The organism is Kordiimonas aquimaris, from assembly GCF_025574485.1.
Classification (GTDB): Bacteria; Pseudomonadota; Alphaproteobacteria; order Sphingomonadales; family Kordiimonadaceae; genus Kordiimonas; species Kordiimonas aquimaris.
In genome coordinates, this window is record NZ_JAOBPO010000001.1 from 255,553 (window position 1) to 282,339 (window position 26,787).

Here is a 26,787-nt window from a genome sequence, read left to right on the forward strand (position 1 = left end):
ATTGGAGATAATATACCAATACTACATTCAAACAACTTAACGCATGGTTACAGAACGCTACTGTCGGTTAGCATGGCAATCGTGCCATCGGGGTCGAAACTTTTTCTCGGCCCTGTGACCATTTGTTCATTTGACCACACAAGACTGTCAAACATATCACAATCTTCACACAGTGGTGCCCAGCCCATCGGTTTATGTCCACACTGGCCGCATCGCCACGCGGCACTTTCTGGTGCATGCTTAAGCGCTGTTTCAATGGGATCAGGGTCTTCTTTAAGCACATGAGCCAAAGCCAAACGATATTGCCATGCAGCACGCGATGGTGCCTCCTTAAGCAACCGTTCCAACACTGGCTTGGCAGCAGTATATTCCCCGGCATCCATTAAGCCATCAACCAAAAGCAACAGAGATTCTGCATGATCTGGCTGTGCTTTAATAAGTGTGCGCACACGTTTAAGCCAATCTGTCGCGGCTTCAGCAGTATCCAACTCTTTATATGCAGCAGCAAGTGTTGCATGCGGGGCTTTGGACCATGCTTCCGTTATAATCTTGCTTGCCTTAGACATATTGCCTGAAGACATCTCTAGCCGTGCGAGCGCAACAACAGCCGGTGCAAAACCAGGGCGATACTTAAGGGCACGTTTTAATGCCTTAGTCGCCGCAGGTCGATCGCCTTTCATTTTCAACTCCGTTGCCTCCGCGTAAGCAACCGCACCACGGTGCCGTTGAATAGTTTCTGCGTTCAGTAATTTTTCCCGTGCTACTTTCTCAAGAGCCGTTTCTGCCTCAGCCCAATTACCAGCAGCAACCTCCAGTGCGAACAGCGTTTTCAAAACCCATGGGCTTTTGCGATTTTCAGTAAATGCAACACGCGCTATTCGCAAAGCCTCGCTATCCCGCCCTGTACGTTTTGCCTCCGTTAACAAACCGCGCAAGCCAAGCAAGCGACCATCATCTGTATTTTCCAAAGCGGCATATCTTTTTGCGGCAGCCGCATGATCACCATCACGCGTTGCAGCCTCGGCAGCAATAAGATGTACCATAGGCTGTGGCGGTAATAATACTTCAGCTTGCTGCACTAGCTGCAAGGCCAATTTGTGATCACCCGCAGACAGGGCAACCAATGACTGGTTAAGAATTTTGAAACCGCGACGTTGGCGTTTGATAATATTGTTGCTGCCCCAAATAGGCATATCACGACGGACCCAACCCACAAACCAAACCATTAGAGCCGTCAATGCAGCCACACCAGAAAGCGCCAGAACAAGTGCAGCAAAACTCGTGTCGACAGCAAAAGCCTGAAACTGAATGGTGACCAAGCCAGGATGATCAGCAAGCCAAGCCGCTAAAGCTGCCAAAACCAGAATAAAAACAAACCAAATACTGAGCCGGATCACTCTTGGTCTCCAGTCGTGGAAAAAGTTGAACGCCCAGCAATAGTGCGTAGCGTTCGGTCAAGTGCCGCAAGCGTGTCAGCATGTGCTTGCGCTTCAATGATCCACTGTGCCGCAGCCTCTTTTGCAGCACCCTCAAGAGCCGACAAAGTTTGTATTGCCCCAGTAACATCGCGCACAACAAGCCTGCGCTCAGCATCAAGCAGTGCAGCGTCAATGCCTGTTGCATTGTCATCAGTACGCCGAACGGTAAACAGGTTTGCCAAGAAGCCACCTTCTGCTTTTTCTTGCGCCAGCTTTATACCACGTGCCGTTTCATTAAAGCGCTTGCTCAGTTCCTGAAAACTCAACACACCATCTGCATTATTATTAAGAATAGCGAAATCTGCACCGACAAGTTGTTGGTCAAGCGCAGGAAGAGACGCTAGATCAAGCTGGAGGCTATTCAGCTCTGCATCAAAGGAAAGTCCGGATTGTGCTTGTCCCTTGAGACGCCCAAGTACAACTAAAAGCCTGCCGCGCGGTGTCGTATCCAGCGCACCAGCCTGCAGCCCGGCAATAACAACTTCCATTGCAGCAACCTGACTTTTTAACTGGCTTGTCTCTGCTTGGGCCAGCGCTAACCGACCATTGACCACAGATACCTCAGGACTGGCCGTTCCTGCCAATGTCGCAAGACGCGCTGTTTCATTGCTTAGTCGCGATATTTCAGCTTTCAGCGCAGTGATTTCATCGTTTGTTGCCTGACCGCTTGTAGGCCCTACGCCCTGGCCAGCAACAAGGGCGATATCCTGTTCAAGTTTCGTTTGTGCAGACACAGCAGCATCTGCACGCTCTAGAAGCTGTGCAATCATCTCCTGATGGCGCACAAACCTTTGTTCCCCAGCAGCAATTTGTTGCTCAAGATTGGCAAGCTCTTGCCTATACGCTTCAGCATCTAAACCATCACTCTGACCGGTGCGCGGCTGCAAGATACCGGCATCAACAAGAGCTCTTCGGGCGTGGGGAGCGGCAAATATACCGCCTATAAATGCCAGCAAAATAAGCGCGGTAATCCAACCAGCCTTACCACCCTTGGTGACCTGCGGTGTCGCTTCAACAGCTTTCATATTGTCTTTCGGTACTTCGGCTTCTTGTTCGGCAATGATTTCAGCATCAATAACATCACCGTTTTCGACACGGTCCTCATCATTTTTTTTCGCTGTCACTGGCATATGTCTCCATAAGCAAATAGTGCGTATTAGTTGCCCACAATACTGAGAACGGCTTTCTCAGTAGGAATAATCGCATATTCTTTAGACTTCCATGGCCCAAGCAAATTGTCTGCTACGCGCGTCGACAAACAAACCGCTTTCATTTGTCGCAGCCAATCTGATCGACCATGATCAGCTACAACTTCTTCAAATGTGGTGGCTGTACGCGGAGAATAAAAGAGGGCTACGTCAATTTCTCCAGCATCAAGCGCTTCCTGCACACCAATGCTAACACTCCGTGCAGGCTGTGTTTGATATGTGACTGTATGATCGGCATCCAAACCTTCATCGCGCAAAACTGCTGCAATATTGTATGCTAAATTACTACCACATAGGTGTGTGTATTTACGCTTTTCACTGATACCGCATTCCAGCAACATCGGAATCATCTGCCTTGCTGTACCAGGCCCGACGGTGACATTAGTGAAACCAAGCGCGCGTATCTCATCTGCCGTTTTTTCGCCCACAGCAAATATAGGGCGAGCCTTGTTGCCAATATTAACCAACCCTAATCGGGCAGCGTTTTTGCTGGTTATAATCAGGCTTCTGTTTTCATCAGGAATTTCAAAAGAGACAGCTTCTACCTGTAACATCGGCGCAATAATAACACTGTGCCCCATCGCTTCTAGCTTTTCAGCAGTCAATGTTGCTTCATCAATCGGTCTTGTTACAAGTATTGTTGTCATTCGAATTCCGCCTCTACTTCTCGAGCTAACGTCTCAAAAAATGCAGACCCTGCATCTTCCTTTATTTTATCACCCAACGCCAAACCCAGCGCAACTGCTTCCTCTTTGCATGTATTTGCCTTACCGTTTGCCTCAAATGTTTGCTGACCATTAATCGACAACAACATTGCGTTCATAACCAATGCACCATCTTCCAATGCCGCATACGCTGCCACTGGTGTTCGGCACGAACCATCCAAGCGTGCCAGAAAAGCACGTTCCGCCATCACAGCCAATGCCGTTGCTGCATGATGTAATGGTGCCAGCAAGTTGGCCATTGCCGTATCATCCGACCTTATCTCAATAGTAACCGCCCCTTGCGCAGGCGCAGGCAAAAAATCATCAAGCGATAGCTTTGCATTTGCTACGTGCGGCATGCTCAAGCGGTTTAACCCCGCCAAAGCTAAAAATGTTGCATCAGCCTCACCGTCTTCAATTTTACGCAGGCGTGTTTGCACGTTGCCGCGAAAAGTAACAACACTCAGGTCAGGGCGCAGCCTTAGTGCTTGCGCACGCCGCCGCAGTGAAGCTGTTCCCAAAACAGCGCCTTGGGGCAAACTCATAAAGTCTGGAAATTTTTGACTAATAAAGGCGTCTCTCGGGTCCTCCCGCTCCAGGAACACTGCTAGCTCAAGCCCTTCAGGCAACGAGGTTGGCATATCCTTACTGGAATGAACCGCACAATCAATATTACCAGCCAACAACGCTTCTTCAATTTCCTTGGTGAACAGGCCTTTCCCGCCAGCAGTCATCAAATGCTTGTCCAGGATGCGGTCACCACTGGTCTTTATCACCACGATCTCAATATCATCAGCCAATAGGCTGTCATGGGCCTGAATCAACCGGGCACGCACATCTGTCGCTTGCGCTAACGCAAGCGGGCTTCCTCGTGTACCAATGCGTAGTTTCTTTTTCACCGCAGCCTCTTCTTCGTGAGATGATACAATTATCACCTTCTCAATTGGTTAATTGGCGTATAGAAGCATCACTGTAAAGGCCGGATTACAATAGATATATAGATAAATATGTGGTCACCGATAGAGGATACCCGTAAATACGGTTACGGCGCAGCTCATTATGATAGAGACGAGGAACTTGTAAGAAGCGCATGGTAGATACACCGCACAAATCTAGGCAATGCTTCGTTCTTGGTATTGAAACAAGCTGCGACGAAACCGCTGTGGCAGTCGTGGATCAACGTAAAAAAATTCTGGCGCACAAAATCCTGTCACAGATAGATGATCATGCTGAATACGGCGGCGTTGTCCCTGAAATCGCAGCGCGGCAACATATATCAAACCTTGATAACCTTATTGAGCAAACACTCTCTGATGCCAACATGGCCATTCATGATCTCTCTGCCATCGCTGCAACAACTGGCCCTGGATTGGTTGGCGGGCTTATGGTCGGTGTCATGACAGCCAAAGCAATTGCAGCAGCTGCAAACAAACCATTTATCGCAATTAACCACCTGGAAGGGCACGCCCTTACACCACGGCTAGTTGAAGATATTGCCTTCCCGTACTTGTTATTGTTGATGTCTGGTGGGCACTGCCAAATCCTGATGGCACGCGGTGTTGGTGATTACACGCGCCTCGGCAGCACCATTGATGACGCGGCCGGTGAAGCCTTTGACAAGACAGCCAAGCTTCTTGGCCTGCCGTATCCAGGTGGGCCAGCAGTTGAAAAGGCAGCAAGAAACGGTAACCCGCAGCGTTTTCCATTGCCAACGCCTTTACTGGGCAAACCGGGCTGCGATTTTTCCTTTTCTGGCTTGAAAACTGCGGTGAGACGCACGGCAGAAGCATGTGTGACAGAGCGCGGCAGTTTGTTTGTTGATGATCGTGCCGACATATGTGCAGCATTTCAAACGGCGATTGGCCGCTGCATTGAGGATCGCTTGCAGCGCGGCATTACCATATTCCGGGAAGAAGCAGGCGAAACGCGTCTGCCACTGGTGGTTGCTGGCGGCGTTGCTGCAAACCAGTACTTACGCGGGGTGATTGAAGGCGTTGCAACTAACAACAATATGTCCTTTCATGCGCCGCCACTTGCTTTGTGCACGGACAACGGCGCCATGATAGCATGGGCCGGCATGGAACGCTTTTTAGACAACCCGCACATTGATGACCATGATGTTTCTCCGCGTCCAAGGTGGCCCCTTGACGGTGAGGCCAAGCCTAAAATTGGTTCAGGGCGAAAGGGCACTAAAGCATAAAACATCATGACAAGAAGCTTGCAGTCATGCCGGACTAAGGGCAAATTACCATGCACACATTAGGAGATGGTCTTTGCAAAACATTGGGGTTCTAGGTGCAGGCGCATGGGGAACGGCCCTTGCAGCAGCAGCGGTTGAAGCTGGACGTAATACGCTACTGTGGGCACGCGAACCTGAAGTGGTGTCTGCCATCAATGAAACACACGTAAATACTGTTTATCTGCCACAGGTCGAATTGAGCAAGAACCTCAAGGCAACGCAAAACCTTAGTGATATGGCCGTTTGTGACGCAGTTTTGCTCGTAACGCCCGCACAGCACCTCCGCAGCATGGCCGCTTCGCTGGTTCCTCACCTCAAGAAAGGTGTGCCGCTCGTTATCTGCTCCAAAGGTATTGAGGTGCAAACCGGTCAGCTCATGAGCCAAGCCATCAAGGAAGTGACACAAGAACATCCTGTTGGCGTCCTTTCTGGGCCAACTTTTGCGATTGAGGTTGCCCGCGGCCTACCTTGCGCAATAACACTTGCAACTGAAGACGAGAAAGTAGGCCAAGAACTTGTCAATGCCATTGGTTTACCAACATTCAGACCATATCTGAGCGACGATATAATCGGTGCCCAAATTGGTGGCGCTATCAAAAATGTGCTTGCTATCGCTACAGGAATAGCAGCCGGCCTTGAAACAGGCGAAAACGCACGGGCTGCTGTTATTACACGCGGCCTTGCTGAAATGATGCGCTTCGGGGCATTTTTCGGTGCGCGGCGCGAAACTTTGATGGGTTTATCCGGGCTTGGTGACCTTATTTTAACTTGTTCCAGTACACAATCTCGCAATATGTCGCTGGGTAAAGCTATTGGCGAAGGCCAGACACTTGCTGATATTATGGCAGAACGAAATTCTGTTGCAGAGGGCGCTCATACCGTTGAGATTGTCTATCAAATAGCCGAGCGTGAAAACCTCGATATGCCAATTACCAAGGCTGTGTATCGTATTTTGAAAGAAGGCAAACACGCACGCGACATCATGAATAATTTGCTGGCGCGGCCTTTTACCGACGAAAACTCTTAGGAGACACAAATGCTATTCGCTATATTATGCCATGACAAACCCGACAGTGTGGACCTGCGAATGGCAACACGCCCGGCACATGTAGAATATCTGAAATCTGCAGGTGACCGTGTAAAAATTGCTGGCCCTATAATGTCGAGCGGAGAAGAGCCTGAGCCTTTAGGCAGCCTAATCGTTATAGATGCAGCAAGTGAAGCAGCCGTCCAGCTATTCGCTGACAATGACCCATACACCACTGCAGGCCTTTTTGACCGTGTGGAAATTCAGCCCTGGAAACGCGCCATTGGTGCGTGGGGTGAAGAAAGCTAAGATCGATGCATTATTGGCTGGTTAAATCAGAACCTGGGGATTGGTCGTGGCAAGATCAATTAGGCGTCACTTCGGAACCGTGGGACGGTGTTCGCAATTTCCAGGCACAGAAAAACATGCGCGCCATGGAAGTGGGGGATAAAGTTTTCTTTTACCACTCAGGCAAAGAGCGAGCTGTTGTAGGACTTTGCATTGTTGCAAGAGCGTCTTACCCTGACCCAGAGGACGCAACCGAACGCTTTTGCCTGGTTGATCTGTCCGCAATAGAAACCGCGGCTTCACCAGTTACACTTGCTGCAATAAAAGCCGAACCCGCTCTTGCTGAAATCGCCCTTGTACGTCAAAGCAGGCTATCAGTTATGCCCCTAAGCGAACAGGCGTTCCAACATATATACAATATGGCTCGTTTCGCGTGACAATACCGAACATAAAACCAATTGAACTTTCGGAGTTACCCGCAGGGCCCGAAACAGGTACGCATCTTGTTGATATAGATCATTTACCAGACCACGGTGGCAAGGAACTAATATACACTGAAGGCGACCTGCGTACGAGCATTCTGATTCAGAAAACAGGCGATATCGTTGGTGTTTTTCTCAATCATTGCCCTCATGCGGGTACACCGCTCAATATGTTTGGCCATCGTTTTTTGGACGCTTCTGGCAAATATCTTATATGCCGCACACATGGTGCCCTGTTTAATCCGGAAAGCGGTATATGTGTGCGAGGCCCTTGTGTAGGACAGACATTACGACCAGTAGCGCATACCATCAGGAGCGGCAGCATATACAGCGCGTAACACTCTACAGTTTTATAGCTAGATCATTACAGTACCAGAACGGCGTTGTTGCTGACGGCTTGCAGGCGCATCCGGACGCTCAGGTTCTTCAACAGAAAATACCACCCAGTAATTCTGATAATTTTCTGCGCGTACTACAGATTTCAGCACCATAGAACGTTCAGGGTCAAAATAAATGGTGTCTTTCTTGCGTCTCTTAACGCCGTTCCATTCAAATTCCCAATCCATTTCGATAACAAGTGTTCGCTGTGGGCCACCTTTAAGGTCGATGGTCTTTTCGCCGACAACCTCTATGTGTGTCCAGAAGTCGGCTGATTGGCCGCCTTCAACATAAAACATCGTGCCCTTAACGCCTGTCGTTTTGCCAACTTTCAGCGGAAAAATATCTTCCAGAACACTATCATCAATGGTTGTTTCGTAGCGCAGCCCCTGATCAACACCGCCAACAGGAAACAACCCGCGGTACAGGCTTACTTCACGAATAAGTCCGCCGCGCCAGTCACGAAATTCTGTTGTAACCAACTTATCCTCAATGCCGGTTACTTCAGCAATAACATCCTGACCATGCATTTTGATAAAAGCACGTGTACCAACAAGTGCGCCCGGCGAAGAAGGTAACCGATCCGCAGCATCACAGGCACTTATTAAAACAAATGCAAAAAGGCCGATAAAACGTATGAACGCCCGCACGAATTTATTCTCCGTCATATTTTTATCCAACACACATGTGCGGTAAAAATATATCCTGTTTGTCGTTAATCACACCGCTATTTGTCATGCTGGTCGACTGAGTCGCGGTTTCTGCGAGACTGAGCTAGTGCGATATTTTTTCTTATTGTTCTCGATTTAGGCGCAAACTGCAGCCCTTTTTCGTATTCCTTCATTGCATCCTGATACTGTCCAAGACCAAGATAAGCATTACCTCTATTATTGTAATAACGCCAGTTATGCGGGGCAAGGTCAATCGCTTTATCACAGTGAATAATAGCGTCTTCCCAAATTTCTTCACGAATGTTGGCAATACATAACCCATTATGGGCATTAGCTTGTTGCGCATTGGTAAGATTCGATTTTAATGCTCTTTCATAAGCTTGGCGGGCCTCGGATATATGTCCACTTTTGATATGGTCATTGCCGCGCCGAATAAGGTCTGATGGATGGAGAATAATTTTGGTCACATCTGCCCAAGCCCCAGTAGTAGAAGCTGAAACAAACATCAATAATGTTAACAATAATGCCTTAGTCATGGCCGCCTTCTGCACTATCAATCGCAACACAAGTGATTATAGCTAATTGTGTGCAAATAAGCAAAGTTCGCAGCACATAAGCTAGTACAATAGGCGTTATCCTATAACAGGAAATGTGAATCGAAAACTAAACTATGGTTTTGTCTTTAGGTTTTATAAACTGAGTCAGGCAACCACCACCCAGACCAATTTGAGCAAAAGTATCAACATCAAAATCAATGACTGAAAATGCCGCCGTAGGATACTTACGTTTTATCCGCAACAAGTCACCTACCGTTTCTTCAGCACCACTTAAACCTAAAATAATATCTTCAAAGCCCGGATTATGGCCTACAAACATAAGGTTTTCATGTTCGCAGTCCTGAGTACGAACAATGCTCAATATAGAATCGGCACTAGCCCCGTACAAACCACGCTCATGCTTCACAGTCCAGTCAAACCCGCCAGCCGACATAACGCGCTCCAAGGTCTCTTTTGCACGTTCGGCGGTGGAGCATAAAACCAGATCCGGCGCGACACCAAGGCGCTGCATTAACACACCCATTTTAGCGGCAGCACGCCGACCGCGCGCGTTTAGCGGACGCGCATGATCGCTAAGTGTACTATCGCTCCAATCGGATTTGGCATGACGCAGAAAATAAATTGTTTTCATTAACCACCCTTCACGTGATCTTCATAGATAGGCTTGCTACGACAGTACATGCAAGTCACAATATCGATAGGCAGCCATGTCTATACACCGCGTAAATCTTTAAGAAAATCGGACACATTGATGAACTTTTTAAGACAGGGAAAGCCCGATATCGCGACACTTCTACTAGCACACGGGGCCGGCGCGCCCATGGATAGTCCGTTTATGAATGATATAGTAGAGAGGCTGAGCAGTGTTGGTTTTGAAGTAGTAAGGTTTGAGTTTCCTTATATGACCGAGAGACGGGTTTCTGGTAAAAAGCGACCACCCGACCGCGCACCTATATTGCTAGAAGCATTTGAGAATACCATAAGCGCCCTGAATACTCCCAAAAAGCTAATCATAGGCGGCAAATCAATGGGTGGGCGTATGGCCAGCATGATAGCAGCAAATGGCAATGCCCATATAGACGGCGTTTTATGCCTTGGTTATCCATTTCACCCACCGGGCCGCCCTGAAAAATTACGCACTGATCATCTACCCAGTATCACGCTTCCCACATTAATAGTGCAAGGTGAGCGCGACCCTTTTGGCGGAAACGCATTGGTGAAAACACTTTCATTACCCAAGAATATTTCGGTATCAATCGCACCAGATGGTAACCATGACCTCGCGCCTCGCAAACGGTCTGGGCGCTCGCATACAGAAAACCTGCAGCTCGCAACTGAAACTATCGTGTCATTTTTCGGCAATGGGAAGATTTAAAAGATAAGCACGTTGTTGAAATGGTTTTACCGTGCCACTTTCTCAAACTTAAGTGTCATACGGTCTGACTCACCAATAGCAGCATATTTAGCGCGGTCTTCATCACCCAGCGCGAAACGCGGCGGTAGCGTCCATACGCCGTGAATATAATCTTTTGTGTCTTTGGCGTTGGCATTCATTTCTGATACCGCGACCAAGCGAAAACCATGAGATTCGATAGCCTTCACCAACTCCACCTGCTTCCAGCGACCACTTCTTGTTGTCGTAAGCGCATCCCCTTGAGCGTCATCATCTGCACGATGTTGCACCACACCAAAAACACCGCCAGGCTTCAGTATCTGCCACACCTGGTCCGCGGCACTATCGAAGAAGTTTGCACGCACCCAATTATGTAATGCACGCACCGCAATCACTGCATCTACAGATTCGGCTGGTACGGGCAAGCCATTTCGTGCAGGTATCCAAGTAGCGATTGCACGGTCACCATACATGTCCCGGTCCTGGTCCACTTTGTTGGGGTATGCACGCAGTGATGCTGCAAAGTTGGTAAAATTTGCATATTGATCAGGGTGATGTTCCAAACCCACATAAAGACCATTTCGGCGTAAGAAAGGTGCCAAAATACGGCTATACCAGCCACCGCCGGGATTAACTTCAGCCACAGTCATTGAAGGTTTAATACCTAAAAAACGGAAAAACTCACCCGGATGACGCATGCTATCGCGTTTTGGGTCGTTATCTTTGCGAAAAGAGTTCGCCAACGCTGCTTCAATAGCAGCGTCTGTATCTTGCTGGGCGAAAACAGCAACGGGAAACCATGTCGTTAACAAAATTAAAATTACGCTAAACGTCAAGCGTTGCCGCATCATATAAACCACCTTTAGTCCGATAAATTGACGATAAAACTGTACAAAACTGAATCAAAGTCAAAACCAAGTTAACGCTGTAGCATACTTTGACCAGCTTTAACGACTTTCTCACGCTGTTCGGAGCGAACAGGCTGCAACAGGCCACGCTTCACAGCCGGACGTTCAGCAATGGCATCAAGCCAACGCTTCAAATGATCTAATCCTTCCAGCGAAACACCGGCCCACTCATAACTGCGCACCCATGTCCAATTTGCAATATCAGCAATACTGAAAGCATCCCCCGCCAGATACGGGCTTTCACTGAGACGACGATTTAGTACGCTATACAGTCGGCGTGTTTCATTCTGATACCGCTCAATGACGCTTGGTATTTTTTCGGGAAAGTACCGAAAGAAAACATGTGCTTGCCCCTGCATTGGCCCAACACCGCCCATTTGGAACATTAACCATTGCTGCGCAACAGACCGCGCCTTCGCTTCATGCGGGATAAGCTCCCCAGTTTTCTCTGCGAGATAAAGTAAAATGGCACCCGATTCAAAAACAGCAAAATCACTGTTATCATGATCAACAATTGCTGGGATGCGACCGTTGGGATTAATACCAAGAAACCATTCTTCTTTTTGAGTATTAGCGCCCAAATCAAAAGCATGAAGCTTATACTCAAGCCCCATCTCTTCAAGCGCGATTGATGCCTTATAGCCGTTCGGTGTGGCTGCAGAATATAATGATATCATAAGATATTACCTGTTGAGGCGATTATCGATCAAATCATCAACAACAGCAGGTTCTGCCAAAGTTGATGTATCACCCAAATTACCAAATTCATTCTCAGCAATTTTACGTAAAATCCGCCTCATGATTTTACCTGAGCGTGTTTTAGGCAAGCCAGGGGCAAACTGGATGAGATCAGGTGTGGCAACAGGACCAATTTCCTTGCGAACCCACGCAACAAGCTCTGCGCGCAGACCTTCACTAAACTCCACACCTTCAGGCGGCGTCACATAAGCGTATATCCCTTGCCCTTTTATGTCATGCGGATAACCAACAACCGCTGCTTCGGATACACCTGTGTGCGCAACCAGCGCAGACTCGATTTCTGCGGTACCAATACGGTGTCCTGACACATTGATAACATCGTCCACACGACCTGTTATCCAATAATAACCATCTTCATCACGGCGACACCCATCACCCGTAAAATACAAACCGTCGTAAGCAGAAAAATATGTTTGTATAAATCGTTCATGGTCACCGTAAACCGTGCGCATTTGCCCGGGCCAGCTATCTTTAATCACCAAATTGCCAGATGTTGCACCTTCCAGAAAACGACCATCAGCATCAACCAAAGCTGGCTGAACCCCAAAGAAAGGCTTTGAGGCAGAGCCTGGCTTCAGGTCAGTTGCGCCCGGAAGCGGGCTAATCATCACACCGCCGGTTTCGGTTTGCCACCATGTATCAACAATAGGACACCGCTCTTCTCCCACAACGCGGTGATACCAAAGCCATGCCTCAGGGTTGATTGGCTCACCAACAGAACCGAGTAATCGTATAGAGGACCGATCATGTGCTTTAACGGGTTCGTCACCCAAACGCATAAGTGCGCGCAGTGCTGTAGGTGCTGTATAAAATATATTGACCTTATGCTTTTCGCATACTTGCCAAAAACGACCCGCATCAGGGTAAGTAGGTACACCTTCAAATACGAGTGATGTCGCGCCGTTGGCAAGCGGGCCATAAACTATATAGCTATGTCCAGTGACCCATCCCACATCAGCAGTGCACCAATATGTCTCGCCTTGCTTGTAATCAAACACATACTCGTGGGTCATGGACGCCCAAACCATATAACCGCCAGTGGTATGCATCACGCCTTTGGGCTGCCCCGTTGAGCCTGAAGTATAGAGAATAAATAACGGGTCTTCCGCCGCCATCTCTTCAGGCTGGCAGTCATGCGGTTGATCCGCAACAAGGCCATGGTACCAAACATCACGTCCATTAACCCAATCGACCTTGCCGCCTGTTCTCTCAACGACAATCACGCTTTTTACATCAGGGCAACGCGCCAACGCCGCATCAACATTTGCCTTTAGCGGAATTGCTTTGCCGCCGCGCACACCTTCATCTGCGGTTATGATGTAATCAGATTTACAATCAAGAATTCGCCCGGCAAGCGCGTCAGGGGAAAAACCACCAAAAACAACACTGTGCACCGCACCAATCCGTGCACAAGCAAGCATGGCATACACAGCCTCTAACACCATTGGCATATAGATGGTAACACGGTCACCTTTCTTGATGCCAAGAGACCGCATCCCATTAGCCAACTTGCACACAGCTTCATACAGATCGTTATAGGTGATAGCTTGAGATTGGTCAGGATCATCCCCTTCCCATATCAAAGCTGTATCAGTTGCCTTTGTTGGCAAGTGACGATCAACACAGTTAACGCACGCGTTCAGTGTACCATCCTCAAACCAACGAATAGATACATCTCCAGAAAAACTTGTGTTCTTCACTTTGGTGTATGGTTTGATCCAGTCAATGCGCCGCCCATGCTCGCGCCAAAAACCATCTGGATCAGCGACAGACTTGTCATACATTTGCTTGTATGATGCAGCATCACATAATGTATTAGCCGCAGTTTTGGCATCTACGGGAAAAATCAGGTCATCAGTCATGTAACAGATCCTCTTTTATGACTATTCACCTAACTTGCAGATGAAATATTTTAAGTCAGTATCGGATATGATATTGCACTTCGTCAATTATACAATCTTAAGAACAAGAACCACGAAAACTTAAGAGAAACACATGAGCAATCACAGTTCATATTCAGGTATTATCGCCATTCTTGTAGGTGGTATGGCCATCGGTTTTGCAGCCATATTTATGCGACTGGCACCTGTTGCACCAACATCTGCTGGCTTTTGGCGGGTGATGATCAGCATTCCTGCATTTATGGTTATAGCGCTTGTTGCACGCGGCCGCCAAAAAACACAGCCTAAGCCCATAACGATGAAAGTCTGGATTCAGATAACAATGGTTGGTGTCTGGTTCGCTGCCGATTTGTTTTTCTGGCACTGGTCAGTTGCCGAAACATCCGTAGCTAATGCTACGCTTTTGGCAAATTTGGCATCCGTTTTGACAGCTGTCGCAGGTTTTTTATTTTTTGGTGAACGCTTCAGTCGCCGTTTTCTGATGGGGCTTACACTTGCGCTTGTTGGCGCAGGTTTTCTGGTGGGGCAAAACGCTACTTATCGTCCTGATTATCTGGTTGGCGACATTCTGGGTATTGTAACTGCCTTAGCACTTACCGGTTACTTAATCACGGCAGCCAAAATACGCAGCCAGGTACCAACACACATACTGATGTTAGGCTCAGCCGTTGTCACTGCCCTTTTATTACTACCGGCAGCATTACTAAGTGAGGGTCCATTTATCCCTGAATCACTAGCAGGGTGGGGACCACTTGTCGGCTTGGCATTGATCAGCCATGTAATGGGGCAAAGCCTGATTATATATGGCCTTGCTCATGTGCCGGCAGCATACGGTGCTGTTGGGCTGCTTATTCAGCCGGTGTTCGCCGCTATACTCGCCTGGACCATATTTGGTGAAACGCTCGGTCTGTTGCATGTAATAGGGGGAGCTTTAATATTAACCGGCATCACTGTGACACAAACGAAAGGCCGGAAACGTCAGTTGGCAAAATAGTAATTATGCTATTACCAATCAGACATCATGGAGGGGCCACCAGATTTTTTGTTCGCTACGATACGCCATAGTTTTAAGTCACCAAGCTCAAGCAGTTTCTTACGCCGCGTCCAAAATTCTGCCTCACGCATCAGTATCTGAATTTTCTGGGTGCCATCTTCCTGCTTGGCAAGTTTAGCCGCCACTTCGTCGGCACCAGCCCAAGCCTGCGTAATCATATCAATATATTGCACCGTGATGTCTTCAGACACACGAACCTGCAAATTATTCTTTTTGACCATTCCCACCAGTTCATCAGCTAAAACAGGATAGGGGTGCGTACGCTCGCCCACCACCCATTCTTTGTATCGATCCCTACCTAATGCAGCATCGGAACCCAATACATATTCAGTCATTAAAAACAAACCACCCGGTTTCAGTTTGTCTTCCACCTTAGCAATAACGTTACTTTTATCCTGAATGGTAAAAAGCGCCTCCTTCGAAAGAGCGCGGTCAAATTTTCGATCAAAACTTTCAACATTTTCCGGATCATATTGGCTCAAAATGGCTTTTCTCTCGAGACCGTTCATCTTCGACAGCTTATTGCCTTTTTCAACCAGCGTTGCAGATTCTTCATACCCGGTCATCCAGACACCAAAACGGTCTGCAAGAACGCGTGCCGGACCACCTATACTGGCGCCCAGCTGCAACATTGACATTTCAGGGCTGAGAGCAAGAAGTTTGGAAAGCGCTACAATATACTCAGGACCGCCCGGGCCACAAAACCCCTTACCCCAAATGTATTGGGCAATATCAACCGTTTCTTCATCCCACGGATCAATATTATCCGATGTCAGTTGATCAGTGGATTTAGTTTCTTCTGCTTGTGCTGGTTCTTCAACAGATGTACGCGCAGCGATACGGTCTTTGATCTCATCAGGATCATAACCTTCCCACCACGCCTTCAAGCGCAGCCCCATTGGCATTTTAGCTGATGCTTTTTTTGACTTTTTTACCGACAATGCCGAACCCTGTACTAACTATAAGTGCAATATCTCAGATATATGCAGCCCGAGCAGGCAGTATTTTACCGTGCTCAGGCCAACATTACTTGTACCGTGAAATTAATAACTATTGGTTAACTGCGAAGCTCAGCATTCACGGCTTTCTGCGCTGCAGCACAAATCTTCTCAGATAGCTGCTCAATGTCTTTATCCGAGAATGTTTCACCAACCGGTTTCAAAATAACAGAAACCGCAATTGAGCGATGCCCTTCAGGTACACCTTTTCCTTCGTATACATCAAATACGGAAACAGCTTCAACATGCGTTTTGTCCGCACCTTTTACGGCACGAATCAAATCAGAAACAGCTTTGTCCGTTGACAGAAGGAAAGCAAAATCACGTTCTACAGATTGTAGGTTTGACAGATTAAGCGCACCTTTGTTGGCACTTTTTTTCTTTTGAGCCGGAATGTTTTCCAGCATTACTTCAAAACCAGCCACAGCAGCATCTATATCCATGTTGCGCAATACACCCGGATGCAATTCACCAAACGCGGCAAGTATATTTTTGGGGCCCAAGCGCAGTGTACCGGAACGACCAGGGTGATAATAACCCGGCGCTTCGGCAAACACTTGCAAATTAGATATCGGCGCACCCGCAGCGTCGAGAGCCGCAAGCGCATCACGCTTAACATCAAACACATCAACTGATTGTTGCGGCGATGCCCAGTGGCGCTCATGCCGTGCACCAGCCCGCACACCAGCAGCAATCAACTGTTGGCCTTTTTCGCTGTCATCACGGTAAGCAGGGCCTACTTCAAATAGCGCTGAACCTGAGGCGCCGCGGTCTTTGTTGCGCTGCACAGCCGAAACAAGATTCGGCAAAATACTTGGACGCATGCAATCCAGTTCACTTGAGATCGGATTATCAACCACAAGGCTTTCATCGCCACCCTCAAACAAAACGGCATGATCACGGCGCATAAACGACCATGTCATGGTCTCGTGCAACCCTACTGAGGCAAGCACACGCTTTACGGCACGTGACTTTTTCTGGCGGGCACTCAGTGTGGTGCCAGCTTTATGATCTATCACTGGCAACTGAACAGAGGGGATATCGTCGTATCCATGAATACGTAGCACTTCTTCAACAATGTCTGCTTCACCGTCAACATCAACACGCCAGCTAGGCACATGTACAGTGAACGGTGCGCTGCCCTCCACCCGAAAACCAAGTTTTTCAAGGATAACAACACACTCGTCTGCTGACAGATCAAGGCCGCCCAATGTGCGCACACGCTCAGGTCGGAAAGAAACAGTTTTATCCCATACAGGCACTGCACCCGCTGAGAAAGGTCGGCTTGGCGTCCCGCCGCAAAGATCAACAATCATCCGACTGGCGATTTCCATGCCTCTTTCGGCAAACTGACTGTCAACACCGCGCTCAAACCGGTAACGGGCATCCGTTATAATGCCTTGCTCACGGCCTGTAATCGTTGTGCGAATAGGATCAAACAAAGCAACCTCAAGCACAACATCTGTTGTTTCTTCGGTACAGCCACTATCTTCGCCGCCAATCACACCAGCAAAACCAAGCACATCCTTGTCATCAGCAATAACGGTTTCACCGCCAGCACAGGTATACTCTTTAGCGTCTAATGCTAGGAAGGTTTCACCTTGCTTAGCTGTGCGGACAACAATATTACCGTTTAACTTGGCAGCATCATAAACATGCAATGGGCGACCAAGGTCGTATGAAACATAGTTTGTGATATCAACTAGCGCCGAGATTGGACGCAAACCAATCGCCTGCAAACGGTCCTGAAGCCACTGCGGGCTTGGGCCATTCTTAACACCGCTGAACTTGCGGCCAATAAACAACGGGCACGCATGCGCTTTATCAGCGCTCAGGTCGATGGACACGCTGACATCGCTGTCGAATGTTCCCTCTACAACTGAAGTATCAAGTGGTTTCAGCGCACCAAGACCAGCTGCAGCCAGATCGCGTGCAATTCCGTATACACCAAGACAGTCTTGGCGGTTTGGCGTAATGGCAATCTCTATAACCGGATCATCAAGTTTGGCATAATCGACAAACGACGCGCCAACAGGTGCATCGGTATCTAATTCAATAATGCCGTCATGATCATCACCAAGTTCAAGCTCTTTGTATGAGCACATCATGCCATTTGATTCGACACCGCGGATTTTTGCTTTCTTCAGCGTAAAATCTACGCCTGGCACATAATCGCCCGGTTGACCGAGCACAACCTTGATACCCGTGCGTGCATTCGGTGCGCCGCAAACAATCTGCATTTCAGTGGTGCCATCTGACACCTTGCATACTTTCAGCTTGTCAGCGTCAGGGTGTTTTTCAGCGCTTAGAACTTCAGCAACTTTAAACGGCGCAAGCTTTTCAGCAGGACTTTCAACACCCTCAACCTCGAGGCCGACAGCGTTTAACGTTTTAACAATGTCATCAAGGCTCGCTTCTGTTTCCAGATAGTCTTTGAGCCAGCTTACTGCAAATTTCATCGGCTGAACCCTCCAGCAAGTGTTGGCAGATCAAGTGCTCTAAAACCGTAATGGCGTAGCCACCGCAGATCACTATCAAAGAAAGCTCGTAGATCATTCATGCCGTATTTCAGCATCGCCAAACGATCGATCCCGCAACCAAATGCAAAGCCCTGATAAACTGTTGGGTCAAGGTTACAGTGCTCAAGCACACGCGGGTTAACCATGCCAGAGCCCAAAATCTCCAGCCAGTCGTTACCGTCACCAATTTTAACATTGCCGCCATCAAAACTGCACTGCACATCCACTTCCATGGAAGGTTCCGTAAACGGGAAATAACTAGGGCGCAGGCGCAGTGTCACATTGTCTACTTCAAAGAAGGCTTTAAGAAATGCTTCAAGCGTCCCCTTCAGATGACCAAGGTGCGTGTCTTTATCAATAACCAGACCTTCTACCTGATGGAACATCGGTGTATGGGTCGCATCCGAATCGGAACGGTACGTGCGGCCAGGTGCAATAATCCGAATAGGCGGCGTTTCATTTAGCATCGTTCTGATCTGCACCGGGCTTGTGTGTGTGCGCAGCACTTTGCGATCACCGTTCGCATCCGGCTTCAAATAGAATGTGTCATGATCCTGTCTTGCAGGGTGTTCGGCAGGAATATTGAGAGCGGTAAAATTATGAAAGTCTGTTTCCAGATCCGGCCCCTCAGCCACATCAAAACCAAGGCTTGCAAAAATTTCAGCAATTTCATCCATGACCTGACTAACCGGATGGATGCTGCCGGAAGGATGAGCCATTACAGGCAATGAAACATCAACACGTTCACTCGCAAGGCGCTCTTCAAGGGCTGCAGCCTCCAACACAGATTTACGTGCCGCAATTTCGTCTGCCACGTCTACCTTAAGGCTGTTTAAAAGCGGACCCGCAACTTTACGCTCGTCTGGCGACATGCCACCCAAGCCCTTCATCAGGCCGGATACACTGCCTTTTTTACCAAGTGTTGCCACACGCACATCTTCCAGCGCGGCCATATCACCGGCTGCAGAGATTTGCTGACTAATGTCTGCCTTTAAGGATGCAATCTGTTCTTGCATGATGTTCCTCAGGTTTTGTGATCAAAATTAAAACTATAAACAAACAAAGGGAGCCTAACCAACGGCCAGGCCCCCTTCAATGTCACTTAGTGCGTTGCACCAGCTTTATTTGGCGAGGGCGGCCTTAGCCTGATCCACGATCGCCTCAAAAGCAGATGGTTCGCGCACAGCAAGGTCGCTCAACACTTTACGGTCAAGCTCGATACCAGCAAGCTTCAAACCATGCATGAACTGACCATACGGCAAACCAAGTGCACGGGTACCAGCATTGATGCGCTGAATCCAAAGTGCACGGAAATTCCGTTTGCGTGCTTTACGGTCGCGGTATGCGTACTGACCAGCTTTTTCAACTGCCTGACGTGCAACCTTGATTGTATTCTTACGACGGCCCCGGTAGCCCTTAGCTTCCTCAAGAACCTTCTTGTGACGAGCGTGTGAAGTTACACCGCGTTTAACTCGTGCCATTTTATTTCTCCTTAACCTTCAGATTCTGTGGGACTTAGCCGTACGGCATAAACTGTTTAATGATACGTGCATCAGGCTCGCTCATTACAGTTGTTCCACGCTGGTTACGGATTTGCTTATTGGTACGTTTGATCATGCCGTGCTGTTTACCAGCTTGGCCTGATTTAACTTTACCAGAGGCAGTGAGTTTAAAGCGTTTTTTAACGCTCGATTTAGTCTTCATTTTGGGCATTTTGCTTCCTCACATTGCGTAAAGAGTTATCAGTTTGAGCAACCTCGGCAGCCCTTATATCAGCCGGATCGCTCGCGAATGGGGGTGTATAGGGTGGTTTTCTGCGCTTTGCAAGCAGATTCAGCGTAATTTTTAACCTATTTGGGCGTCAGGTCTTTTTGCCGCCCCAGTGACGGTGCAACAACCTGTTCCTGGGCACTAAAATAATCGAGCAGAATCTCTGAAATCAAACCCGCATTGCCGGTTTTCTCAGCCTCGGTAAAGGTAGTGAATAAATCGGCACCGTTGGCAATGATTGTAGGAGCGCCAGCACTCAAAATATCCGTTGGCAAGATGGGTTTGCCACCACGCGTAATGGATAGAACCCGCTGATACTCAGGCTTTGAAAGGTCATAGGTCACCTCAAAACCAGATATTTCCAGCAATCCACGCTCGAAGGTCAGGGATTGCTCAATCAAATCCCGGATCTGGCGTCCATTCAACTCCATTGTCAAAACATGATCAATAAAGGGATAGACATCTAGAACATCAACGCGGCGAATATCACCCGCGGGCAGATCTTTGCGCAAACTGCCCGGGTGGATGAAAGCAATATCAGTGCCTGCCTTCTCTCGGAAAATGTCTGCGAACAAGTTCCCGAGCGTCGATTCTTCCATATATTTCCGGTTCATATAGGTGTCTGAACGGCCAATCACTTCAAACAAGGCCGGAAATCTGGCACGTGCTGCTGCGATTCTCTCTCGCACTACCGGGTCTGGGGCATACCGGTTGGCATCCACGGGAATAAGCTTCCCATCGTGGGCTTGAATAGCTCCGGACGAGTCGAGTGTGAGCTCTAAAAAACCAAGATGTGTTGCTTGGCCATATGTTTGCATAATGATGGTGCCGGTTTCGGGATGAATAACCGGTTTTGGTGTGCCCGCATCTGCATGGCCTGAAAACATCACATCAACACCGGTGACGGCACCTGCAAGGCGGATATCTGCATCGATATCACGCTGGGTACGCGGGTCCGTTTCTGCATCTGTTTGCATTGGCGCAGTTTTTCCCTGATGCGTGAGCAAAACCACGATGTCCACTTCATCACGGATCGCATCAACCGACTTTTGCACGGCGACGGCCTCATCAGTGACATCAAGAGGCGCAATGAACGCCGGAATAATGGCAGAAACGGCATCACGTCCCATAATAGCAACGACACCAATACGAACACCATCACGTTCTATAATCGTGTGTGCCTGTGCAAAAGGATGGTCTGTGCCCTTGTAAAACATATTGGCGCTTAGGACCGGAAAAGGCGCGCGGTTCTTCTGCCAACCAAATACCTCGACACCATATTCAAACTCATGGTTGCCAATACCCAAAGCATCATACCCCATAAGGGCCATCAGATCGAAAGCGAGCGCACCTTGCGTTTCCTTGGCCAGCGCCCCTGTAAAAATATCGCCGGAATCAAATAAAAATGTACGAGGATTAGTAGTGCGGATTTCATTAATCAGGGTTGTCATCTCGGCTATGCCGCCGATGCGATCCAGATCATCAAGCCAAAAAGCCGGAATAGGGTCATAGGCACTTTCCACATCGTTAGTAAAAAGCAGTGTCACCTTTTTATCTTCGGCCTGCGAAAGCGGCGGGAAAACAACAAAAATGAAAAGAACTGCAACTTGATATGCTTTCCGCATCGCACGTTTAGGCATCCACACTCTCCTCTTTCATCAAGTAAAAGCGAAGAATTGATAACAAACAAGCTTTCTTTACGTGGCAGCCATTCCATCACACTTTTATAAAGCCGAGAGATGCGACTTATTACGTTTTGCGCGCAACAATGTAGCGACTCAGTGCTTTTTTCGGGAAATTACCACTTTCAATAATTTTAAACCCTGCATCTGCTATCATTGTTTCCCAGTCTTTTGCTTTCATAAAGTTCACATAAGGAGCTTTACCCAGGAATTGCATTATTGGCAGGAGAATTTTCAATAAGCGCCATTTCATCGGCGTACCTTGCCCAAAACTACAAACAGTTTTGGAGATAAAAAGCCCATCAGGCTTGAGGTGATCCTTAATCGCTTGAAGAGCTGCCGGTGCGTCCTCCAGAAGGTGCAACATATTATGGGCTAGAACGGCGTCGTATGACTCTGTAACAAGATCAGCATCCAACACATCCGCCTGAATAAAATTCACGTTAGAGACGCCCTGACGCAATACTTGCGCTCGGCCAATTTCTATCATCTTACCCGATAAATCACTGGCGGTAATCTCACGGACATTTTCCGCTAACAATAGTGCCGTTGATCCTGTCCCACAGCCTACTTCCAGAACATGGTCTGTTGCTTTCAGATACCCTCGTGTTTTATTCAGTGTATAGAGGTAAGCCTCTTCATCAGAGATTGGTGCTTTCGCATATTTCTCTGATACTTTATCCCAAAAAACTGCCGCATTTTGCATTCTTATTCTCCTTTTCTTTAGGAATACATAAACACATTACCAATATAAATTGCTTAAATTTCATCATTTGATATACAAAAATGCATGAATTGGAGCTCCGTATCATTTGATTGGAATCAAGCGCGCGCTTTTTTGGCTACGGTCGAGGAAGGCTCACTTTCCGCTGCAGCTCGTCAACTTGGCTTGACCCAGCCAACACTTGGCAGGCAGGTCAGTGCGCTGGAGGAAGCGCTGGATGTGGTTCTATTCGAGCGGATTGGTAAGTCTCTGGTGCTAACACCGTCCGGTATTGAATTGTCAGAACATGTTCGTGCGATGTACGAGGCTGCCAGTCGCATGTCTCTTACGGCATCTGGCCAGTCTCAGACTATCGAAGGTAAGGTCAACATTACTGCGTCTGATATAATGTCTGCCTATATTCTACCGCCTGCCTTGAAGCAATTACGTGAAACAGCGCCTCTCATAGAAATCAATGTGGTTGCGACAAATGATATTCGGGATTTGCAATTGCGGGAGGCAGATATCGCTGTCAGGCATGTTCGACCTGAACAACCTGACCTGATAGCGAAACTGATTGGAGACGGAGCCGGGGCATTTTATGCATCAAAGCAATATCTCGACAAATACGGACGACCAGAAACCGAGGATGACCTATCAGATCATGACTTCATAGGGTTTGGCGACAACACCCGTATGATAGATGCATTAAACCAAATGGGCCTTAAGCTTAGCAAAAAGAATTTCCGCGTGGGTTCCGCTAGTGGTTTGGTTGCGTGGGAGATGGCACGCAACGGCCTCGGTATTATTGTTATGTCTAACAATGTAGGTGACACTACACATGATATGGAGCGCGTTTTACCGAACCGCGACCCTATGCTTTTCCCCATATGGCTTACTGCACACCGCGAGCTTTATACCAGCCGGCGTATTCGTCTGACATTTGATCTTTTGGCAGACTTTTTATCTAAAGAAATGTGATCTGAGTATACAGGCTCCACGGTCTCTTCCCGCAGCTTTCTATATCCTTAATTGTTAAATAAGGATGACCTGTAAATTCCACATGAAGACAGCTTATCTAACTCACCATCAGCTTATGTGCTGAAAGACGCTCGTAAGCTGGTTGTGCAGCGTCTGCGATGCGCTGTAATTCTGCTGGAAGCTTACCGTTAAACGGCTTGCGTATTTCAAATTTTGTCGATTTTTCAACGTTCTTGTACCACCACGGAGCCCAGGCGCCATCTGTATCACGCGGGCCAGCCGGCCATGACAGCATAGCCTCTGTATAAGGAATACCTATGCGTTCACATATGGCAGAGAGCATATTTGCCGGATTATTAAGCAGGTCATCGCTATCGATCACTAGCGGCGTAACTTCCGTTTTATCTGCAACATAGTTATACAGTTTTTCAAGTTGAAGAATACCCATATCATCAAGGCAAACTTCCGCCCGGCTTTTAACATAACTGGCAATCATGGCGGCAGGTTCCCGCAGCAAGAAACAATGATGCACCCCACTCAACCAACCAAGCGGTGTTTCAGCCAGAATATGATGGCTCATTTGTTTTTGGTACTGAACGTGCACACCGCCCTCAAGGGGGGCCATCAATTGATCAATAACAGCCTGTGCAGCAGCGGGTTGGCTTGCAAGTACTTTGTCACGCCCCGGGTGCTCCAGCTGCGTTTCATGCAGATAATAAGCATAGAAAGGCTCATCAACTACAGTACAGTCTTGCCGGTTTTCAAAGGCACGCATCAAGGCTGTGGAAATGTTGCGCGGACCAGACCACATCGCAATGCGGCAAATATCGTTTTTCTTGCTCAAACAGAACGCCCTTCTTCAATTGCGCCGTCTATTTGCGCTGTGTACGCATCGCGCAGCTTTTTCACCATTGGGCCAGGCATACCGCCCAGGATACTTGGTGTACCATGCGAATCGCAGCCAATAATCCGGCCATCAATTTCGCGCACTGGCGAAAGCCCAGCGTATGTTCCCGTAACAAACGCTTCATCCGCGCTGTAAACATCTGTCAGACTAAAGTTTTTCTCATAAACCGGTATGCCCGCACTGCGTGCCGCCTCAATCACAAGACCCCGCGTTACGCCGCCCAGACAAAACTGCCCGGTTGACGTCCATACTTCGCCGTTTTTAACAATAAAGAAATGCGTTGAATTACAGGTAGCAACAAAGCCGTGCGGGTCCAGCATGAGAGCTTCATCCGCGCCTGCTTTTGTGGCTTGAATACATGCAAGAATACAATTTATTTTGGAATGCGAGTTCAATTTTTGATCTTGTACATCAGGATACCCGCGTCGCACATGAACGGTGAACAGCTTTATACCTTCATCAAGGGTCTGCTGCACCGGCAGCTTGAACTCAGGGATAATAACGATGGTTGGGTCACCAATTGTAACGCGTGGATCTTGATAAGGCGTGGCTTTTACACCGCGCGTTACCATTAACCTTATATGTCCACCTTCAGACATGTTATTAGCATCGATAGTTTGATAAATACGCTCAGCCAGTTGCTCTTTAGAAAGCGACATTGCCATATCTAAAGCTTTAGCGCCGTCATAAAGCCGCTTTAGATGTCTGCCCAAGAATACAACGACACCTGCATGCACTCTCAAGCCTTCCCAAACACCATCCCCTAAAATGAACCCGCTATCAAATACGGATATTCTGGCGTTATCTCTGGAAAATAATTCGCCGTTAATGTTGATTTTTATCTCGGCATTACGCGGATCATCTTCATAATCATGAGTGCCATGAGCCATATATTTTTCTCTTCGCTGAATTTACTTGGCAAAGTTACAAGGAGTTGCCCGCGCAGGCAATTACTTCTGGCAGGCAACAAAACTTTTTATAATACTGCTAAGTTAAGCACCAATAATGGTGCACGCTCATTTTTAAGGAGGTAAATATGGCTGGGTATTCAGGTACGCCTCTAATCAAGAAATTGGGCATCAAGGATGGCATGCGGGTACATTTTATTAACGCACCAACACACCTTCCCAAGCTTCTAGGCCCATTGCCAACATGTGTAACAGAGGCTTCCAAGTCAAATATAGATTTCACTCATGCCTTTTTTTACGAGCGTGACGTGTTTGCAAGCACGATACATACCATGATAAACGCCATGGCACGCGATGGCATGGTTTGGATTTCCTGGCCAAAGAAAGCATCGAAAGTACCTACAACTATGACCGAAGGTGTCATTAGAGAAATTGCGTTACCTCTTGGCCTTGTTGATGTGAAAGTATGTGCCGTTGATGATGTGTGGTCTGGCCTCAAACTTATGATTCGCAAGGGATTACGATAGCCTCTTTTCATTACGTTTCCGTAATAATTAAGAGCTGGGCCTAGCAACATGTCGTAGATGGCCCGTTTTGATCCAAATTTTTGCACCTTCTTTACCTGCGACAAGATGAAGAGGGTAATTATCAGGTACTCGTAGCCAGCTGTGCTTCGTAAAAATTTCACCAGATTCAGAAAAAGAACCATCCAGAACCAATACTTCTGCACCGCCTTGAGTTTCTATCATGTTTGAAACTTCAGGCTTCCACATTTCCATGTGTACGTGTTCGCGGACATCATGAAATAATGAAATGGTCGATACACCCACACGGTCTTTAGATGCTTTGGCAACAGTATTATTCATGTTGATGTTAACATGAATGCGGTCTTCCATATCAAACTGCCACAACTTAACAAAGATTGTGCAGCCAGGTTCAGATCCCGGTTTGTGTTTAGAGGTCGGTGGGTTTCGGACATAAGACCCAACAGGAAAGTCCCCGTGTTCATCCTGAAATACACCGTCGAGAACAATAAACTCTTCTCCGCCAGTATGCACATGCGGTGAAAAATGACTGCCGGGAACGTACCTAACAATTGTTGTGGCACGCGCAACCTCACCACCCAATCGGTCTAACATGCGGCGATCAACACCTTTCATCGGTGACGCTTGCCAGGGAATATCTTCTGTGTGCATTGCCACACGAACAAAAAAGTCAGCATTTAAATCCATTGTTCAAAACTCCAGATAAGCAATATGTTGGTGGGCTTAT

The 26,787-nt window shown here is 47.9% G+C and carries 29 protein-coding genes; 9 read left to right on the plus strand and 20 right to left on the minus strand.

All coding sequences use genetic code 11. The annotated features are described in order from the left end of the window. Positions 1–47 precede the first annotated feature (47 nt). Genes OEU88_RS01190 through hemC form a run of 4 tightly spaced genes read right to left on the minus strand, consistent with a single transcriptional unit; the run spans position 48 to position 4,289 of the window. Positions 48–1,397, minus strand: coding sequence for a heme biosynthesis protein HemY (locus OEU88_RS01190; protein ID WP_262693268.1), 1,350 nt, complete (start codon positions 1,395–1,397; stop codon positions 48–50). After that, positions 1,394–2,602 (minus strand): COG4223 family protein, encoded by a 1,209-nt coding sequence (locus OEU88_RS01195; protein WP_262693269.1) that lies wholly within the window; start codon positions 2,600–2,602, stop codon positions 1,394–1,396. The genes OEU88_RS01190 and OEU88_RS01195 overlap by 4 nt, the downstream gene beginning before the upstream one ends. Positions 2,603–2,634: 32 nt before the next feature. Beyond that, positions 2,635–3,333: a uroporphyrinogen-III synthase gene (locus OEU88_RS01200; protein WP_262693270.1), complete on the minus strand. Its 699-nt coding sequence runs from the start codon at positions 3,331–3,333 to the stop codon at positions 2,635–2,637. Then, on the minus strand, positions 3,330–4,289 hold the full coding sequence (hemC, locus tag OEU88_RS01205) for a hydroxymethylbilane synthase (protein WP_262693271.1): 960 nt from the start codon (positions 4,287–4,289) through the stop codon (positions 3,330–3,332). The genes OEU88_RS01200 and hemC overlap by 4 nt, the downstream gene beginning before the upstream one ends. A gap of 191 nt (positions 4,290–4,480) precedes the next feature. Here hemC and tsaD point away from each other — a divergent pair, with 191 nt between their 5' ends. From tsaD to OEU88_RS01230, 5 genes are all read left to right on the plus strand, one after another. Further along, positions 4,481–5,590, plus strand: coding sequence for a tRNA (adenosine(37)-N6)-threonylcarbamoyltransferase complex transferase subunit TsaD (tsaD, locus tag OEU88_RS01210; RefSeq protein WP_262693272.1), 1,110 nt, complete (start codon positions 4,481–4,483; stop codon positions 5,588–5,590). Positions 5,591–5,663: 73 nt separating this feature from the next. After that, the gene (locus tag OEU88_RS01215; protein WP_262693273.1) at positions 5,664–6,656 is read left to right on the plus strand and encodes an NAD(P)H-dependent glycerol-3-phosphate dehydrogenase; all 993 of its coding nucleotides are present in this window, start codon (positions 5,664–5,666) and stop codon (positions 6,654–6,656) included. A gap of 9 nt (positions 6,657–6,665) precedes the next feature. Further along, positions 6,666–6,965: a YciI family protein gene (locus OEU88_RS01220; RefSeq protein WP_262693274.1), complete on the plus strand. Its 300-nt coding sequence runs from the start codon at positions 6,666–6,668 to the stop codon at positions 6,963–6,965. Between the two features lie 5 nt (positions 6,966–6,970). After that, positions 6,971–7,381, plus strand: coding sequence for an EVE domain-containing protein (locus OEU88_RS01225; RefSeq protein WP_262693275.1), 411 nt, complete (start codon positions 6,971–6,973; stop codon positions 7,379–7,381). Next, a complete protein-coding gene (locus tag OEU88_RS01230) occupies positions 7,378–7,764 on the plus strand; it encodes a Rieske (2Fe-2S) protein (RefSeq protein WP_262693276.1) in 387 nt (128 codons plus the stop codon). The genes OEU88_RS01225 and OEU88_RS01230 overlap by 4 nt, the downstream gene beginning before the upstream one ends. Positions 7,765–7,782: 18 nt before the next feature. Here the strand turns inward: OEU88_RS01230 and OEU88_RS01235 are convergent, their stop codons facing one another. The 3 genes from OEU88_RS01235 to OEU88_RS01245 all read right to left on the minus strand — a co-directional run bounded on the left by OEU88_RS01235 (position 7,783) and on the right by OEU88_RS01245 (position 9,663). Further along, positions 7,783–8,472 (minus strand): hypothetical protein, encoded by a 690-nt coding sequence (locus tag OEU88_RS01235; RefSeq protein WP_262693277.1) that lies wholly within the window; start codon positions 8,470–8,472, stop codon positions 7,783–7,785. A gap of 59 nt (positions 8,473–8,531) precedes the next feature. Next, positions 8,532–9,011 carry a tetratricopeptide repeat protein gene (locus OEU88_RS01240; RefSeq protein WP_262693278.1) on the minus strand — a complete coding sequence of 160 codons (480 nt, stop codon included), beginning with the start codon at positions 9,009–9,011 and terminating at the stop codon, positions 8,532–8,534. Between the two features lie 127 nt (positions 9,012–9,138). Further along, positions 9,139–9,663 carry a SixA phosphatase family protein gene (locus tag OEU88_RS01245; protein ID WP_262693279.1) on the minus strand — a complete coding sequence of 175 codons (525 nt, stop codon included), beginning with the start codon at positions 9,661–9,663 and terminating at the stop codon, positions 9,139–9,141. 120 nt (positions 9,664–9,783) lie between these two features. Between OEU88_RS01245 and OEU88_RS01250 the strand changes: the two genes are divergently transcribed. After that, entirely contained in the window at positions 9,784–10,407 is a 624-nt protein-coding gene (locus OEU88_RS01250) for an alpha/beta family hydrolase (protein ID WP_262693280.1), read from the plus strand. 26 nt (positions 10,408–10,433) lie between these two features. On the opposite strand, the gene OEU88_RS01255 is transcribed toward OEU88_RS01250, so the two are convergent. The 3 genes from OEU88_RS01255 to acs all read right to left on the minus strand — a co-directional run bounded on the left by OEU88_RS01255 (position 10,434) and on the right by acs (position 13,954). Beyond that, entirely contained in the window at positions 10,434–11,276 is an 843-nt protein-coding gene (locus tag OEU88_RS01255; RefSeq protein ID WP_262693281.1) for a class I SAM-dependent methyltransferase, read from the minus strand. A 68-nt stretch (positions 11,277–11,344) separates the two neighbouring features. Continuing rightward, positions 11,345–12,010: a glutathione S-transferase family protein gene (locus OEU88_RS01260; RefSeq protein WP_262693282.1), complete on the minus strand. Its 666-nt coding sequence runs from the start codon at positions 12,008–12,010 to the stop codon at positions 11,345–11,347. Between the two features lie 6 nt (positions 12,011–12,016). Further along, complete coding sequence (acs, locus tag OEU88_RS01265) at positions 12,017–13,954, minus strand: acetate--CoA ligase (RefSeq protein WP_262693283.1); 1,938 nt, start codon at positions 13,952–13,954, stop codon at positions 12,017–12,019. A 133-nt stretch (positions 13,955–14,087) separates the two neighbouring features. Between acs and OEU88_RS01270 the strand changes: the two genes are divergently transcribed. Next, positions 14,088–14,987, plus strand: a complete 900-nt coding sequence (locus tag OEU88_RS01270) for a DMT family transporter (protein WP_262693284.1) — start codon at positions 14,088–14,090, stop codon at positions 14,985–14,987. An 11-nt stretch (positions 14,988–14,998) separates the two neighbouring features. On the opposite strand, the gene OEU88_RS01275 is transcribed toward OEU88_RS01270, so the two are convergent. From OEU88_RS01275 to OEU88_RS01305, 7 genes are all read right to left on the minus strand, one after another. Continuing rightward, positions 14,999–15,988 (minus strand): methyltransferase domain-containing protein, encoded by a 990-nt coding sequence (locus tag OEU88_RS01275; protein WP_262693285.1) that lies wholly within the window; start codon positions 15,986–15,988, stop codon positions 14,999–15,001. A gap of 116 nt (positions 15,989–16,104) precedes the next feature. After that, a complete protein-coding gene (pheT, locus tag OEU88_RS01280) occupies positions 16,105–18,504 on the minus strand; it encodes a phenylalanine--tRNA ligase subunit beta (protein WP_262693286.1) in 2,400 nt (799 codons plus the stop codon). Beyond that, positions 18,501–19,580: a phenylalanine--tRNA ligase subunit alpha gene (gene pheS / locus OEU88_RS01285; protein WP_262693288.1), complete on the minus strand. Its 1,080-nt coding sequence runs from the start codon at positions 19,578–19,580 to the stop codon at positions 18,501–18,503. Before pheS ends, pheT begins: the two co-directional genes overlap by 4 nt. 105 nt (positions 19,581–19,685) lie before the next feature. Further along, positions 19,686–20,045: a 50S ribosomal protein L20 gene (rplT, locus tag OEU88_RS01290; protein ID WP_262693290.1), complete on the minus strand. Its 360-nt coding sequence runs from the start codon at positions 20,043–20,045 to the stop codon at positions 19,686–19,688. 34 nt (positions 20,046–20,079) lie between these two features. Then, positions 20,080–20,277, minus strand: coding sequence for a 50S ribosomal protein L35 (gene rpmI, locus OEU88_RS01295; RefSeq protein WP_262693292.1), 198 nt, complete (start codon positions 20,275–20,277; stop codon positions 20,080–20,082). Between the two features lie 137 nt (positions 20,278–20,414). Beyond that, on the minus strand, positions 20,415–21,974 hold the full coding sequence (locus OEU88_RS01300) for a bifunctional metallophosphatase/5'-nucleotidase (RefSeq protein WP_262693293.1): 1,560 nt from the start codon (positions 21,972–21,974) through the stop codon (positions 20,415–20,417). A gap of 109 nt (positions 21,975–22,083) precedes the next feature. Next, positions 22,084–22,722: a class I SAM-dependent methyltransferase gene (locus OEU88_RS01305; protein ID WP_262693294.1), complete on the minus strand. Its 639-nt coding sequence runs from the start codon at positions 22,720–22,722 to the stop codon at positions 22,084–22,086. 84 nt (positions 22,723–22,806) lie between these two features. Between OEU88_RS01305 and OEU88_RS01310 the strand changes: the two genes are divergently transcribed. After that, a complete protein-coding gene (locus OEU88_RS01310) occupies positions 22,807–23,700 on the plus strand; it encodes a LysR family transcriptional regulator (RefSeq protein WP_262693295.1) in 894 nt (297 codons plus the stop codon). A 97-nt stretch (positions 23,701–23,797) separates the two neighbouring features. Here the strand turns inward: OEU88_RS01310 and OEU88_RS01315 are convergent, their stop codons facing one another. Continuing rightward, positions 23,798–24,544 carry a sulfotransferase-like domain-containing protein gene (locus tag OEU88_RS01315; RefSeq protein WP_262693296.1) on the minus strand — a complete coding sequence of 249 codons (747 nt, stop codon included), beginning with the start codon at positions 24,542–24,544 and terminating at the stop codon, positions 23,798–23,800. Continuing rightward, the gene (locus OEU88_RS01320; RefSeq protein ID WP_262693297.1) at positions 24,541–25,497 is read right to left on the minus strand and encodes an aminotransferase class IV; all 957 of its coding nucleotides are present in this window, start codon (positions 25,495–25,497) and stop codon (positions 24,541–24,543) included. Before OEU88_RS01320 ends, OEU88_RS01315 begins: the two co-directional genes overlap by 4 nt. Positions 25,498–25,643: 146 nt before the next feature. On the opposite strand from OEU88_RS01320, the gene OEU88_RS01325 reads away from it, so the two are divergent. Further along, positions 25,644–26,042, plus strand: a complete 399-nt coding sequence (locus OEU88_RS01325; RefSeq protein ID WP_262693298.1) for a DUF3052 domain-containing protein — start codon at positions 25,644–25,646, stop codon at positions 26,040–26,042. Positions 26,043–26,069: 27 nt separating this feature from the next. Here the strand turns inward: OEU88_RS01325 and OEU88_RS01330 are convergent, their stop codons facing one another. Further along, a complete protein-coding gene (locus tag OEU88_RS01330) occupies positions 26,070–26,747 on the minus strand; it encodes a cupin domain-containing protein (RefSeq protein ID WP_262693299.1) in 678 nt (225 codons plus the stop codon). Between the last annotated feature and the right edge of the window lie 40 nt (positions 26,748–26,787).